This is a genomic window from Luteimicrobium album, assembly GCF_030161555.1.
Classification (GTDB): domain Bacteria; phylum Actinomycetota; class Actinomycetes; order Actinomycetales; family Cellulomonadaceae; genus Luteimicrobium; species Luteimicrobium album.
The window spans coordinates 331,493-345,380 of sequence record NZ_BSUK01000001.1; the positions used below are offsets into that span (position 1 = coordinate 331,493).

The following is a 13,888-nucleotide window of genomic DNA, read 5'->3' on the forward strand; positions in this document are numbered from 1 at the left end:
TGCCAGATATCACGGCACCTCGCAACAGCCGCTGTGGTGGTGGGTCCCGCTACGCTGCCGCCCCTCAGACCAACCCGAGGGCGCGCACCGCCTCGCGTTCCGCCTCGAGCTCCGCGACGGACGCGTCGATCCGCGCGCGCGAGAGCTCGGACAGCTCGAGGCCCTCGACGACGCTCCACCGGGCGGCGTCGGGCCCGAGCGCCGGACCGCCGTCGGAGATCACGGGGAACGAGCAGACCAGCCCCTCGGGCACGCCGTACTCGCCCCGGGAGACCAGGCCGGCGCTCGTCCAGTCGCCGACCGGCGTCCCGAGCACCCAGTCGCGCGTGTGCTCGAGGGCCGCGTTCGCAGCCGACGCGACCGACGAGCCGCCGCGCACCTCGATGACGGCCGCGCCGCGCTGGGCGACGGTCGGGACGAAGGTCTCGGTCAGCCAGCCGGCGCCGTCGTCGGGGACCTCGAGCACCTCGGGTGCGGGCCGGTCGCCGACGGTCGCATGGAAGACGTCCGGGTACTGGGTGGCCGAGTGGTTGCCCCAGATCGTGACGCGGCGGACCTGCGACACGGGCACCTCGGCGTGCTTCGCGACCTGGGTGAGGGCGCGGTTGTGGTCGAGGCGGGTCATCGCGGTGAAGCGCTCGGCGGGGACGTCGGGCGCCGCCGCGCGCGCGATGAGCGCGTTGGTGTTCGCGGGGTTCCCGACGACGAGCACCCGGACGTCGTCGGCGGCACCCGCGTTGATCGCGGCGCCCTGCGGGCCGAAGATCGCGCCGTTGGCCTCGAGGAGGTCGCTGCGCTCCATCCCCGGGCCGCGCGGGCGGGCCCCGACGAGCAGGGCCAGGTTGGCGCCGTCGAACGCGATGCGGGCGTCCGTGGTCACGTCGACCCCGGCGAGGAGCGGGAACGCGCCGTCGTCGAGCTCCATGGCGACGCCCTCGGCGGACCGCACGGCCTGCGGCACCTCGAGCAGCTTGAGCCGGACCGGCACGTCGGGGCCGAGCATGTCGCCGGCGGCGATCCGGAAGACGAGCGCGTAGCCGATCTGGCCTGCCGCGCCGGTGACCGTGACGGTGACGGGTGCGGCGTTCGCGGGGATGGCGGGCATGAGCCCACTGTGTCAGGCGAGGGTGCGCCCGGCACCCGGAGCGGTCACCCGACGAGCGTGCTGACGATCACACCGGCAGCGCCTGCCTCGGCGTCGCCGCCCGTCCCGACCGCACGCCAGACGTTCCCTCGCCCGCCGACGACGAGCCCGCCCTGCCCGACGACGAGCACCGTGTCCTCGTCGACGGCCACGCCGCCGTCCAGCAGCCCCGACTCCACGGCCGCGACCAGCCGCGACAGGTTGCCCCACTGGGCGGCGTGGACGTCGACCGTCACGTCGACGAGGCCGAGGCCGGGCACGACCGTGACGTCGTCGAGGTCCTCGGAGCCGTCCTCCGGGCTGACCTCCACGCCCCCGATCCGCCACCCGCCGATCAGCGCCTGGTCGGGCGCGATCATCGCGCCCGCCGAGAAGCCGAGGTACGGCGCACCCGCGACGACGTGCGCGCGGATCGCGTCGGCGTGCGGGGCGACGGCGTCCAGGTAGGCGGGCGTCAGCCCTCCCCGACGACGATCCCGTCGACCGGGTTGCCCTCGGGCGCGAGCGCCTCGCCCGGCAGCGGCTCGCCCTCGGCGACCGCGACGGGGACGACGGTGACGTCGACGTCGAGCGCGTCGCCCGCGGCACGGAGCACCGCCTGGAGCTTCGCGGCGTGCTCGACCTGGTCGCCGTCGCGCACCGCCACGACGACGACGCGCGCCGTCCGGGAACCGCGAGCCGTCGCCCGCTCGCCGGCCTCCTCGACGAACCGCCCGAACACGTCGGGCTCGACGCCGACCGACCAACCACCGCCGACGAGGTGAACGCTCATGACCCGAGCCTACGGGTGCGGCCCGTGCACCGTCGGCGAAGGCGGGACGAGTGCGCGCGATCGTGGCGGGTCTGGCGGGAGCGCGCGAGGACGAGCGCGCGGATGGAAGATCGCGTGCACTCGTCCCTCGGGCGGGGCGTACCAGAGCTAGGCGAGGCGCGCCTTGAGGTTCTCGTCGAGCGTGCCGAGGAACTCCTCGGTCGTCTGCCAGCTCTGCTCCGGGCCGACGAGGAGCGCGAGGTCCTTGGTCATCTTGCCGGACTCGACCGACTTGATGACGACGTCCTCGAGCGTCTCGGCGAAGCCGGTGACCTCGGGGGTCGAGTCGAGCTTGCCACGGTGCTTGAGCCCACCGGTCCAGGCGAAGATCGACGCGATCGGGTTGGTCGACGTCGGCTTGCCCTGCTGGTGCTGACGGTAGTGGCGCGTCACGGTGCCGTGCGCGGCCTCGGCCTCGACGGTCTGGCCGTCAGGCGTCAGGAGGACCGACGTCATGAGGCCGAGCGACCCGAAGCCCTGGGCGACGGTGTCCGACTGGACGTCGCCGTCGTAGTTCTTGCACGCCCAGACGTACCCGCCCTCCCACTTCATGGCGGAGGCGACCATGTCGTCGATCAGACGGTGCTCGTAGCTCAGGCCCTTCGCGGCGAACTGATCCTTGAACTCGGCGTCGAACACCTCGGCGAACAGGTCCTTGAACCGCCCGTCGTAGGCCTTGAGGATCGTGTTCTTCGTCGACAGGTACACGGGGTACTCGCGCTGCAGGCCGTAGGCGAAGGACGCCCGCGCGAAGTCACGGATCGACTCGTCGAGGTTGTACTGGACCTGCGCGACACCACCGGCCGGGTACTGGAACACCTCGTGCTGGATCGGCTCCGACCCGTCCGACGGGGTGAAGGTGACGGTGAGCGTGCCCTCGCCGGGGACCCGGAAGTCGGTGGCACGGTACTGGTCGCCGAACGCGTGGCGACCGATGATGATCGGCTTGGTCCAGCCCGGCACGAGGCGCGGCACGTTGGAGATGATGATGGGCTCGCGGAAGACGACGCCACCGAGGATGTTGCGGATGGTCCCGTTCGGGGACTTCCACATCTTCTTCAGGCCGAACTCCTCGACACGGGCCTCGTCGGGCGTGATCGTGGCGCACTTCACGCCGACGTGGTGCTCCTTGATCGCGTTCGCGGCGTCGATGGTGACCTGGTCGTCGGTCGCGTCGCGGTTCTGGATCGACAGGTCGTAGTACTTGAGGTCCACGTCCAGGTAGGGGTGGATGAGGCGGTCCTTGATGAACTGCCAGATGATGCGGGTCATCTCGTCGCCGTCGAGCTCGACGACCGGACCTTCGACCTTGATCTTCGCCATGCGCGGGTCACTCCCGGGGTATTCGCCTGGATTGCTGGGGCCCGAGGCCCGAGCACCGATGACGGGACGTCGTTCGTGCCGCACGTCGGCGCCCGCACCGCGCGGGCCGGCCCGCGATCGCGGGCACCGTAACCCAGATTACTTGATGTCAAGAGACTTCGGCACGGAGCGCCGGCGGGCAGACCGAGCAGGAGTAGCCACGGAGCGGCCGCTTCCCAGGAGAAACACACGCTCGGACGGGAAGATCTGCGGGTTTGCGGGTGAAGCAGGTGGCAAGATGGCGCCTGCATGCCCTTTCGCCGCGTGGCGATCACCGCTGCGCCTCACCAGAACGGACAGGTCAACCTTATGTCGCAGGAGTCAGTCGCCCCGGCGCCCGCGGAGGCGGCGCCCCCGGCCCGGACGGAGTCGTCGCTCGCCGCACGGCTCGGAGCTGAGGCGTTCGGAACGTTCGGCCTCGTGCTCGCGATCGTCGGTGTCGCGCTCTACAACCGGTTCTCGAACGGCAGCTACGTGTTCCCGGTCGCGATCGCGGGTGGGCTCGGCGTCGCGGCGCTCATCGCGGCGGTGGGGCACGTCTCGGGCGGGCACTTCAACCCGGCCGTGACCTTCGGCCTGACGATCGCCGGGCGCGCCCAGTGGCGTGACCTGGTCCCGTACTGGATCGCCCAGGTCGTCGGCGGTACCGCCGCGACCGCCCTGCTCTTCGCGACCATCCCCGACACGCTCGTCAAGGCGCTCAGCGAGAAGAGCACGCGCTCGCTGTTCTCGGGTACCGCCAACGGCTGGGCGAACCACTCTCCGCTGTCCGGCCTCTCCTCCGGCCAGGCGCAGTTCTCGCTGACCGCCGCACTCCTCATCGAGGTCGTCGTGACGGCGGTCTTCGTGGGCGTCATCATCGGCGTGACGGACAAGCGAGCCAAGATCAAGTTCGCGCCGATCGCGATCGGCTTCGCGCTCTTCGCAGCGATCATCGTCTCCGGCCCCATCACGAACGCGTCGGTCAACCCGGCCCGCTCGACGGCGTCGGCCATCTTCTCGACGGGCAACATCTTCACGCTCGACGGCGTCGCGGGGCAGCTCTGGCTGTTCTGGGTCGCCCCGCTCGTGGGCGGTGGCATCGCCGCGCTGTTCTACCTGGCCTTCGCCGCACCGCGGCGCGCCGTCGCCGACGAGCCGCTGAGCCCGGTCACCGCCGCCGTCGAGGCAGCGGAGGAGAAGGTCGAGGAGGCCACCGCGGAGCTGCGCGACACGGTCGAGGCAGCCGCGAGCACCGAGGCCGCCGAGAGCACCGAGGCCGAGAGCACCGACAAGCCGCAGGCCTGATCCACCCGAACCACACCCGAGAGTCCGGTCGCCGCCAGGCGACCGACTCTCGCGCGTTCGGGGTCCGCACGCGCCCACGTGCGAAGGGCCGGCCTGCGGCTCAGGCGACGAGGCTCGGCGACGTGAAAGCGAGCACCGCGATGGCCGCACCGAGCAGCAGGTAGCCGACGACGTCGATCACCCGCCCGCGCACCGCCACCCCCGGCAGACCGGGCTCCGGCCCGACGGCGCGCGCGATCGCCAGCGCGAAGAGCACACCCGCCACGACCGAACACCCGGCGCGCGGCCCGACGACCGCGAACGTGACGGTGGCCGCGACGACCGCGACGACGACGAGCCACACGGCCGCGCTGGTGCGATGCGGGACGACGATCTCGTCGGTCGGGGGCGGTGCTCGGACACGCAAGGGCTCCGTACGGTGCGGGGGGCTGTCGCCCTGAGCCTACCGGTGCGGGGGCGCGGCTACGGTGGGCGGGTGACGTCAGATCGTGAGGGTTCCCTGCGCAGCGTCGTCGTGGTCGGCGGTGGGCTCGCGGGCGCGCAGACGGCCGCCGCGCTGCGCGCCCAGGGGTTCGACGGCCGGGTCACGCTGCTCGGAGCCGAGGGGCGGGCGCCGTACGACCGCCCGCCGCTGTCCAAGGAGCTCTTCGAACGCGATTCCCCCGCAGACCTCGTGCACGAGGTGGGCGTCGACGTCGCGGCCCTGGCCGACGACCTCCGCCCCGCCGAACCCGCGCACGCGCTCGAGGTCCGGCCGGACGGGGTGGTCGTCGCGACGTCGTCGGGCGAGGTCGAGGCCGACGCGGTGGTGCTCGCCGTGGGGTCGCGACCCGTGGTCCCGGCCGGCTGGGAGGCCGCGGCGGTCCTGCACACCTGGGACGACGCCGCCCGTCTTCGCGCCCGCCTGACACCCGGCGCGCGGCTCGTGTCCGTCGGGGCGGGGTGGATCGGCGCCGAGGTCGCGGGCGTCGCCACGAAGGCGGGCTGCGAGGTCGTCGTCGTCGAGGCCCTCGACGTCCCGCTCGAACGCCAGCTCGGCGCGGACGTCGGGAAGCACCTCGCTCCCTGGTACGCGGCCGCAGGGGTCGAGCTGAGGCTCGGCGAGGCCGTCGTCGCGATCCGGCCCGACGACGGCGGAGACGGCGCGAGCGTCGAGCTCGCCTCGGGTGCGGTGCTCCACGGCGACGTCGTGCTCGCTGCGGTCGGTGCGCGCCCGGCCACCGACTGGCTGCGCGACACCCTGCCCGTGGACGCTCGCGGGTCGATCGCGGGCGACGCCGTCGGGCGGGTCGCGCCACGCGTCTACGCGGTGGGCGACTGCGTGACCCGGCACGGCACCGTGTACGGCGACGTGCCGGGAGGGCACTGGTCCGCCGCGCTGCACGACCCCGAGAGCACCGTGCGGGCGCTGCTCTCGGACCTGGGGCCGGGCGCCGGGGCCGAGAGCGGGGTGCCGGGACACGCGCCCTACGTCTTCAGCCAGCAGCTCGGACACGACCTCGCGCTCTTCGGCACGCCGTCGGCGTTCGACGAGGTCGTGCTCCGCGGGCTGCCCGGGCACGACGACGGCTGGGCCGCCCTCTACCTCGACGGCGACAACGCGCAGACCCACGACGGGCGGCCGGTCGCACGGCTGCGCGGCGTGCTCGTCGTCGACCGGCACCGCGAGGTCGGGGCGCTGCGGCGCCTGCTGCGCGCCGGCCTGCCGCTCGTGGACGTCGAGGCCGCCGCAGACCCCTCACGGCCCCTCAAGGACGCCGTCGTCATCCTCCCCTGACGCGGGACCACGGCGGGCAGGCCCGGCGTCAGGCGGCCGTCACGATGTAGGCGTCCTCGTCCTCGTCCCACCGCAGCTCCACGACGCCCGCCTCCGCGGCGGCCTTGCAGAACTGCAGGAAGCCCCGGAACCCGAGCGCCTTCTCGCTGAACGCCGGACGGCGCTTGCGGAGCTGGTCCTTGAGGCCCGACATCACGGCCGAGCCACCGTCCTCCGCGACGACGGACCGCAGGAACGAGAACGCCCCGGCCGTGTCCCCCTGGGCGGGCAGGGACACCGACGGGTCACCCGCGGCGGGCCCCGTCCCGAGCTCGACGATCCCCCGGTCCGCGAGGTAGCGCACGAACTCCCCGAACGACCGGAACCCGTACTCCGACTCCGAGAACGTCGGGTCCTTGCGCAGCAGCGCCCGCTTGAGCGCCGACGCCGTGACGTCCCCGCTCGTCGACGACTCGAGGTCTGCGAGCGTCTGCGCGACCCGGACCTCCATGGTCGGGCCCTCGGCCACCTCGTCGTCGTTCTCGTCGGTGTCGTCGGCGACGCGGTCCGCGGTGGGCTCCTCGGCCTCGACAGGCTCGGGCTGGGCCGGCGCTTGGGCCTTCGAGCCCTTACGGGTCGAGCGCCGGGCACCCGAGCCGGCGCTCTTCGCGGGCGCCTCCGCCGAGGTCTCGGTCTCCGCCGGCTCGGCGACCGGCTCCGCACCCGCCGGAGCCTCCACCGCGGCCTCGGCTGCGCCGTCGGGCACGGCCTTGGCCTTGCCCCGGCCGCGGCGGGCCGGACGCGACGACGACGCGCGCGACGACTTCGACTCCCCGGCTCCGGGACGTCCACGCCCTCGAGCCGGTCGTAGAACAGGAACTCGTCGCACGCGGGCGGCAGCAGCCGCGACGTCGACAGCTCGACGCCCACCCCGATCACACGCTTGTTCAGCTCGCGCAGCTTGTGCACCAGCGGCGAGAAGTCGCTGTCGCCCGTGCACATGACGAACGTCGAGATGTAGTCCCGCTCGAACGCCATCTCGATCGCGTCCACGACCATCTTGATGTCCGCGGCGTTCTTGCGGGACGCACCCATGCGCTGCGGCATCTCGATGAGCTCGACCTGGTGGCGGGTCAGGGCGCGACGGTCCTCGTCGAAGTACGACCAGTCCGCGTACGCGCGTCGCACCACGACCCGGCCGCGCACCGCGAGCGCGTCAGCGATCGGCCCGAAGTCGAACGTCATCCCGCCCAGGTGCTCCCGCGCCCCGAGCGCCAGGTTCTCGTAGTCGAGGAAGACGGCCAGACGTTCTTCGGTATCCATGCACGTCAGCCTACGGGGGTGCGGTGGCGCCCGCGTCGTGGTGGTGGCCGGCGCCGTGTCGGGAGGTGTGCGCTCGGGTCGGGCGCGGCGACCGGACCACGAGAGCCCGGCCGCCGCGAAGCCTCAGTGGGCGAAGTGGCGCGTGCCGGTGAAGTACATCGTGACGCCCGCCTCCTGGGCCGCCGCGATCACCTCGTCGTCGCGGATGGAGCCCCCGGGCGCGACGACGGCGCGCACGCCCGCGTCGAGGAGGATCTGCAGGCCGTCGGCGAACGGGAAGAACGCGTCCGACGCCGCGACCGAGCCGCGCGCACGCTCCTCGCCCTCGCCAAGGGTGTTGGCGCGCTCGACGGCCAGCTTGCACGAGTCGACCCGATTGACCTGGCCCATGCCGATGCCGACGGCGGCCTGCTGGTCCGCCAGGAGGATCGCGTTGGACTTCACCGCGCGGATCGACGTCCACGCGAAGGCGAGGTCCGCGAGGGTCGCCTCGTCGGCGGCGTCACCGGCCACGAGGCGCCAGCTCTGCGGGTCGTCGCCGCCCGTGACCTGGCCCTCCGTGTCACGCACGACGGCGTCCACCTTGTCGACGGTCTGGACGAGCACGCCGCCCGAGATCGCGCGGAACTCGATGGGGTCCTCCGTGACGTCCGCGGGAAGCACGAGGACGCGGAGGTTCTTCTTGCTCGCGAGGACCTCGAGGGCCCCCTCCTCGAACCCGGGCGCCACGATCACCTCGGTGAACACGGGCTTGAGGGCCTCGGCGAGCTCGGTGGTGACGAAGCGGTTCGACGCCACGACCCCGCCGTACGCGGACACGGGGTCGGTCGCGTGGGCCTTGCGGTAAGCGTCGGCGATGTCGTCGGCGGTCGCGACACCGCACGGGTTGTTGTGCTTGACGACGGCGACCGCGGGCCCGGCGTGGTCGTACGCGGCACGGCGGGCGGCGTCGGCGTCGACGTAGTTGTTGTAGCTCATCTCCTTGCCCTGGAGCTGGGTCGCCGTGGCGAGCCCGCCGCGCCAGTGGGTGTAGAGCGCGGCCTTCTGGTGCGGGTTCTCGCCGTAGCGGAGCACCGCGGACCGGTCCCACGTGGCACCGGTGAAGGCCGGGAAGCCCTGGCCCTCGGCGTCGGGCGCGTAGGCGCTGCCGAACCAGGACGCGACCGCCACGTCGTACGCCGCGGTGTGCGCGAACGCCTGCGCCGCGAGGCGCTTGCGGGCCGCGAACGTGAAGCCGCCCTCGGTCACGGCGGCGAGCACGTCGCCGTACGCGGCCGGGTCGACGACGACGGCGACGCTCGGGTGGTTCTTTGCGGCCGCGCGGACCATGGAGGGGCCGCCGATGTCGATCTGCTCCACGCACTCGTCGGGAGTAGCGCCCGAGAGCACCGTCTGGCGGAACGGGTAGAGGTTCACGACGACGAGCTCGAACGGCGCGACGCCGAGCTCGTCGAGCTGGGCGAGGTGCTCGGGCTTGCGCGAGTCGGCGAGGATGCCGGCGTGGACGCGCGGGTGCAGCGTCTTCACGCGGCCCTCGAGGCACTCGGGGAAGCCCGTCAGGTCCTCGACGCGGGTGACCGGGATGCCCTCGGCCGCGACCGTCGCGGCCGTCGAACCGGTGGACACGAGCTCGACGCCCGCGACGTGCAGGCCGCGGGCCAGCTCGACGAGGCCGGTCTTGTCGTAGACGGACAGCAGGGCACGACGGACCTCACGACGGGAATCGTCGGCGAGCTGGACGGGGGGCAGCGACGGGGCGCCGGACATGGTTCCTCCTGAGCGGTGGCGGTCGCCCGACGATCGTCGGGCGGGTCCCCGGCGCCCAGGCGGACGACGTCGGGTCTCAGAAGGTTCCGGCCGCTCCCCGGTGGTCGATCCCACCTGTCAACGCCAGTCGCGGCCGCCGCCAGTCTAGCGGGCACGGATCGGGCCGGCCGAGCCGGCCCGGCGGACGTCGCCGGGCCGGCCCGTGGCGGTCAGCCGCGCGGCGACCGGATCAGCGGCCGCCCGTCGATCACCCGGTCGATCGTGTCCCGCGACCAGCGCCGGTAGCCCCCTCGAAGCCCGCGCCGAGCAGCACGAGAGCGAGCGCCAGCCACAGGAGCCACAGGTCGCCGGCACCCGTGTGCGCGAGCGCCGTCGGGACTGCCGCGGCGATGTCGGACGCGGTGATGCCCGTCCCCGCGACGGCACCCGCCGGCGACGCGTCCGACGGGGCGCCGGGCGTCACGTAGGCCGCGGTCTGCGTGCCTCCCGTGCCCGAGCCGGACGGCGTCGTCGAGCCGCTCGCCGAACCCGGCGCGCCCGGGTTGCCGGGCGTCCCAGGCGTGCCGGGGTCACCAGGAGCCCCGGGGTTACCGGGGTCGCCGGGGTCACCGGGCGTGACGGCGTCCGTGCCGCAGCCCGCGGCGTCGCCCAGGACGGCGACGGCCGTGCAGCCCACGGTCACCGGGAGGGTGACCGGGACGTCGAGCGCGACGGACGGCACGGCACCGAGGGCGTCCGGTACGGCCGAGTCGAGGCTCAGCCCGTCGTCGGTCGCGTGGTCGAGCAGTCCGCCGTCAGCGAGCAGCGCGTCGGTCGTCCCGCCGGGCTCGGCGACCTGCTGGACGAGGCCGTCGGGCCCGAGGAGCTGGTCGGTCAGGCCTGCGGGCGCCACGACCGCGTCGACCGGGCCGTCGGCGTCGAGGAGCTGGTCCACGGTGCCGTCGTCGCCGAGCAGCGACCGGGTGAGGCCCTGCTGGTCGACGAGCGAGCCGAGGATCCCCTTCTCGCCCGTGGCCGCCGCGGGCGCCGTGGTGTCGTCGCTCGCCGACGCGTCGCCGAGCACCGCCGCGGCGACCCCGGAGACCGTGACAGGGACGGTCACGGGCGCCTGCACCGACTGCGCGGGCAGGTCGGTGAGGCCGCTCGACAGCACGTCGTCGACGGCGCCACCGTCGCCCACGACCGAGCGCACCACGTCGGCCGGGTCGGTCCTGCCCGTGAGCAGCTGCTCGACGGAGCCGTCCTCGCCGAGGGTCCCGTCGGCAGCACGGGCGACCGCACCGTCCCGCGAGAGCAGGTCGTCGACCACACCGTCCGTTCCGAGCACGTCCGTGACCGCGCGATCGACGGTGCCGCCGTCGCCCAGCACCTGGTCGGCCTCGTCCCGGACCGACCCGAGCGCGTGCTCGACGTCCGGGAAGGTGGCGCTGCCGACGACGTCCGTCAGGACGTCCTCCGCGGTCGCGTCGCCGGAGGTGAGGTCGTCGACGAGCCCTCCCGTGCCGAGCGCCGCGTCGAGCACGCCCTCCACGCCGGTGCCGGTCCGGCCGAGCACGCGGGGCACCAGGCCGTCGCGGTCCGACCCGGTCGGCGAGCCGGCGCTCGCGTCCCCGAGCACGGCCACGGCGACCTGGTGCACCGTGACGGGCACGCGCAGCGGAGCCGCGACGTCCACCCCCGTGGCTCCGGTGCCCGACGACGCCGCCGCGGGCTGCGCGTCCGGCGTGGCCGTGGTCCGGGTGGGAGCGGGCCGGGCCGCGACGGCCGTCGCGGAGGCCCGCCTCGTGGTCGCGGCCGTGGTGGCCGACTTCGTCGCTGCGGCCCGAGCACCCGAGCCCGACGACCGGTGCGTGGCCCGGGCGTCACCGAGCACGCCGACCGCGACGTGGTGCACCTTCACGGGGACGCGCACGGGCGCGGTGACGTGGACGCCCTTCGTCGCGCCGGCCGACGCCGACGACGGGCCGGACGCCGCCGCGCCCGTCGAGGCTCCGGCCGGGTGCGTGGCCCCGTGGCCCGTCGTCGTCGGTGACGACGCGTGGGTCATGGCCTTCGCGGTCCCGCCGACCGACGCGACGACATCGTGCACGGTCACGGGCAGGGAGACGGGCGTGTCAACGGACACGTCCGGAAGGAGCCCGCCGAGCAGGCTCGTCGACTGGTGCGTCGCCGCCCCCGAAGGGGTCGGTTCGGCCGTGGGACCGTCCGCGGCGTGGGCCGCGGCCGTCCCGGCGAGGCAGAACCCGCCGGCGACGAACGCTGTCTGCAGCGCTCGCCTGAGCATGATTCGCATGAGAGTTCTCCTGGTCTGACGTCGATCCGGCGACGGGTGTCGCCAGTGGCTCGCGCCGCTCCGAGGGAGCGGCCGGCCGGACGTCAGGCAGGAGAGGCGGGAACCTCGAGGAAGACGCTGAGACGACGGGCGAACGACTCGGCGGCACCGGCGACCCACGAGGCCAGGCCGGTCAGCCGGGTGTTGGTGAGGAGTGCGGCGTCCGAGCCGCGGGCGGAACGGACGCCCGCGCCGTCGGACCCAGCACCAGCGGACGCCCCACCGGGGGCCGCGGGCTGGGCGGGCGGCGTCGAGGGCGCGCTGCCCGCCCCGGGAGGCGCCGTGGCGCCCGCGACCGTCCGCGGACGGGCGGTGACGTCCTCGCGCGACGCCGTCACGGCGGCCGCGTCGTGCCCCGAGGTCGCGCCGTCGAGCGTCGCGGCGGACGCCCCGGCGCTCGCCGAGCGGGTCGTGCGCGCGGCCGTCATCGTCGCATGGGCGCCGGGTGCGCGGACGCTCGCCAAGGGGCCGCGGGCTCGGCGCCTCGCGGGACGGCGGGCGCCGAGGGGGTCGACGCACCAGGGTACGGGCCAGGATCGTGGCTGCCACCACCGCGACCGTCTGCGCCGGAGCCGTCCCGCCGGGCGTCGCCCCGGGGCCGGGAAGGCCCGGCACGATCGGGTCGGTGACGGGGCGGAGCGGGTCGGTCACCGGGGACAGGGCGTCGGTCACGGGAGCGACGACGCCGAGCACGGGATCGAGCGCGTCGGCCACGGGCCGCAGCGCGGGCGTCAGCGAGTCCGTCACGGGCGCGACCACCCGGGCGACGGGTCGGAGGACCGAGTCGAGCACCGGAGCGACGGGGCGCGTCACGACGTCGAGCGTCGGGCGGAGCGTCGAGACGACGGAGTCGATCACCGGGGTGACGGGTGCGGCGACGTCCGCGACGGACGACGTCACCGGGTGCACCGCCGCGCCGACACGCTCCGGCACCGGGGCGACGGCGTCGGCGACCGACCCGACCACGTCGGTGACCGGGTGTCCTGCGGACGGTCGCTCGCGGTGCGGGGACGCCGTGGTCGTTGGCGTGCGCACGGTGGCCGGCTGTCGTGGCGCCGCGCTCGACCCATCCTTCGCGCCGGTGTGCGTCCCCGTGGACGACGCGTTGCTCGGGCGGTCGGTCGTCGCGGTGCCGTGAGGGGCGGTCGCGTGGGTGGTCGAGCTGGACGACGACGGCGCCTTCGTCGCAGGCGCGGGCCGGGCGGGAGGCGCGAGCTTCTCGGAGTGTGCGTGCTTCTCGTCGGCCGACGGACCCGAGGTCCTCGGGAATGACGGCGCGACGGTCGTCACGACGCCGTCGACGACGGGCCCCACCACGTGGTCGGTGACCTGCTGCACCGTCTGCGTCACCGGCGACAGGAGGCCTCCGAGGTCCGGGTCGGTGTGCTCGTGCGCGGACGCCGACGACGCCAGGACCACACCGAGCGCAGCGCCTCCGACGAGCCCCGCCGCGGCGCCTACCGCGCGCAGCGTCCACCGCCGGAGGCGTGTCGCCCCCGGCGTGCGCGGCGCGTGCTGCGGCACCCCGGCCCCCTTCGACGTCGTCGACGAACGAGCTGCTGCTCCATTTCGAGGATCCGTGCAATACGGGTGTTACGCAACCAGGACAACGATGTTTCACCCGGGTAGTGCGGTTGCCCAGCGAGTCGCCCGAGGCGAGCGTGGAGCCATGAACCTCGTCGTCCGGTCCGCGCTCGTGGGCGTCGCCGCCGGCTCGCGCAGCACGCTCGGGCTCGCTCAGCCCTTCCTCACCGCCCGGCGCCGCGGCCTCCGCGTCCTCGGTCTGCTCGCGGTAGGCGCGGAGCTCGTCGGCGACAAGCTTCCGACGGCCCCGAGCCGCCTCGACCCGCCAGGGCCGGCCTCGCGGGCCGGCGCCGGGGCCGTCGGGGCGGTGACGCTCGCGCGCAGGTCGGGCGCCCGCTCGGTCCCGGCCCTCGCGGCGGCTGCGGCGCTCGGCGCGGGCGCCTCCACGGCGGGGACGTTCGGCGGCGCCGCCTGGCGACGGCTCGCGGCCGAGCGCGGCTGGCCGGACCTGCCCGCCGCCCTCGGCGAGGACGCCGCGGCGGTCGCGCTCGCGCTCCTCGCCCGGTAGCCCGCTCGCGGGCT

The 13,888-nt window shown here is 74.5% G+C and carries 13 protein-coding genes, 1 pseudogene and 1 riboswitch; of the genes and pseudogenes, 4 read left to right on the top strand and 10 right to left on the bottom strand.

What is annotated here, in order from left to right; genetic code table 11:
• Positions 1-64: 64 nt before the first annotated feature.
• The 4 genes from QQK45_RS01710 to QQK45_RS01725 form a co-directional block, all read right to left on the bottom strand.
• Positions 65-1,105, bottom strand: coding sequence for a malate dehydrogenase (locus QQK45_RS01710; RefSeq protein WP_284291684.1), 1,041 nt, complete (start codon positions 1,103-1,105; stop codon positions 65-67).
• A gap of 44 nt (positions 1,106-1,149) precedes the next feature.
• Positions 1,150-1,503, bottom strand: a complete 354-nt coding sequence (locus tag QQK45_RS01715; RefSeq protein WP_284291687.1) for a type 1 glutamine amidotransferase family protein — start codon at positions 1,501-1,503, stop codon at positions 1,150-1,152.
• A gap of 95 nt (positions 1,504-1,598) precedes the next feature.
• The gene (locus QQK45_RS01720; RefSeq protein WP_284291689.1) at positions 1,599-1,916 is read right to left on the bottom strand and encodes a hypothetical protein; all 318 of its coding nucleotides are present in this window, start codon (positions 1,914-1,916) and stop codon (positions 1,599-1,601) included.
• 147 nt (positions 1,917-2,063) lie between these two features.
• On the bottom strand, positions 2,064-3,278 hold the full coding sequence (locus QQK45_RS01725) for an NADP-dependent isocitrate dehydrogenase (protein ID WP_284291691.1): 1,215 nt from the start codon (positions 3,276-3,278) through the stop codon (positions 2,064-2,066).
• A gap of 288 nt (positions 3,279-3,566) precedes the next feature.
• Between QQK45_RS01725 and QQK45_RS01730 the strand changes: the two genes are divergently transcribed.
• The gene (locus QQK45_RS01730; protein ID WP_284291694.1) at positions 3,567-4,604 is read left to right on the top strand and encodes an aquaporin; all 1,038 of its coding nucleotides are present in this window, start codon (positions 3,567-3,569) and stop codon (positions 4,602-4,604) included.
• A 100-nt stretch (positions 4,605-4,704) separates the two neighbouring features.
• On the opposite strand, the gene QQK45_RS01735 is transcribed toward QQK45_RS01730, so the two are convergent.
• Complete coding sequence (locus QQK45_RS01735; RefSeq protein ID WP_284291696.1) at positions 4,705-5,010, bottom strand: DUF3017 domain-containing protein; 306 nt, start codon at positions 5,008-5,010, stop codon at positions 4,705-4,707.
• Positions 5,011-5,079: 69 nt separating this feature from the next.
• Between QQK45_RS01735 and QQK45_RS01740 the strand changes: the two genes are divergently transcribed.
• A complete protein-coding gene (locus tag QQK45_RS01740; RefSeq protein ID WP_284291699.1) occupies positions 5,080-6,381 on the top strand; it encodes an NAD(P)/FAD-dependent oxidoreductase in 1,302 nt (433 codons plus the stop codon).
• 28 nt (positions 6,382-6,409) lie between these two features.
• On the opposite strand, the gene QQK45_RS01745 is transcribed toward QQK45_RS01740, so the two are convergent.
• The 5 genes and pseudogenes from QQK45_RS01745 to QQK45_RS01765 all read right to left on the bottom strand — a co-directional run bounded on the left by QQK45_RS01745 (position 6,410) and on the right by QQK45_RS01765 (position 12,210).
• A complete protein-coding gene (locus tag QQK45_RS01745; RefSeq protein WP_284291701.1) occupies positions 6,410-7,126 on the bottom strand; it encodes an OST-HTH/LOTUS domain-containing protein in 717 nt (238 codons plus the stop codon).
• Positions 7,127-7,287: 161 nt separating this feature from the next.
• Positions 7,288-7,683, bottom strand: a pseudogene (locus QQK45_RS01750) (NYN domain-containing protein); the annotation flags it as partial.
• Positions 7,684-7,806: 123 nt separating this feature from the next.
• On the bottom strand, positions 7,807-9,450 hold the full coding sequence (gene purH / locus QQK45_RS01755; protein ID WP_284291703.1) for a bifunctional phosphoribosylaminoimidazolecarboxamide formyltransferase/IMP cyclohydrolase: 1,644 nt from the start codon (positions 9,448-9,450) through the stop codon (positions 7,807-7,809).
• A 46-nt stretch (positions 9,451-9,496) separates the two neighbouring features.
• Positions 9,497-9,591, bottom strand: a riboswitch (ZMP/ZTP riboswitch).
• Between the two features lie 106 nt (positions 9,592-9,697).
• Positions 9,698-11,743: a collagen-like protein gene (locus QQK45_RS01760; protein ID WP_284291705.1), complete on the bottom strand. Its 2,046-nt coding sequence runs from the start codon at positions 11,741-11,743 to the stop codon at positions 9,698-9,700.
• 83 nt (positions 11,744-11,826) lie between these two features.
• Positions 11,827-12,210, bottom strand: a complete 384-nt coding sequence (locus QQK45_RS01765; RefSeq protein ID WP_284291708.1) for a hypothetical protein — start codon at positions 12,208-12,210, stop codon at positions 11,827-11,829.
• Positions 12,211-12,320: 110 nt separating this feature from the next.
• Between QQK45_RS01765 and QQK45_RS01770 the strand changes: the two genes are divergently transcribed.
• Both QQK45_RS01770 and QQK45_RS01775 read left to right on the top strand, forming a co-directional pair.
• The gene (locus tag QQK45_RS01770) at positions 12,321-12,920 is read left to right on the top strand and encodes a hypothetical protein (protein WP_284291710.1); all 600 of its coding nucleotides are present in this window, start codon (positions 12,321-12,323) and stop codon (positions 12,918-12,920) included.
• Positions 12,921-13,451: 531 nt separating this feature from the next.
• Positions 13,452-13,874: a hypothetical protein gene (locus QQK45_RS01775; protein WP_284291712.1), complete on the top strand. Its 423-nt coding sequence runs from the start codon at positions 13,452-13,454 to the stop codon at positions 13,872-13,874.
• Positions 13,875-13,888 lie beyond the last annotated feature (14 nt).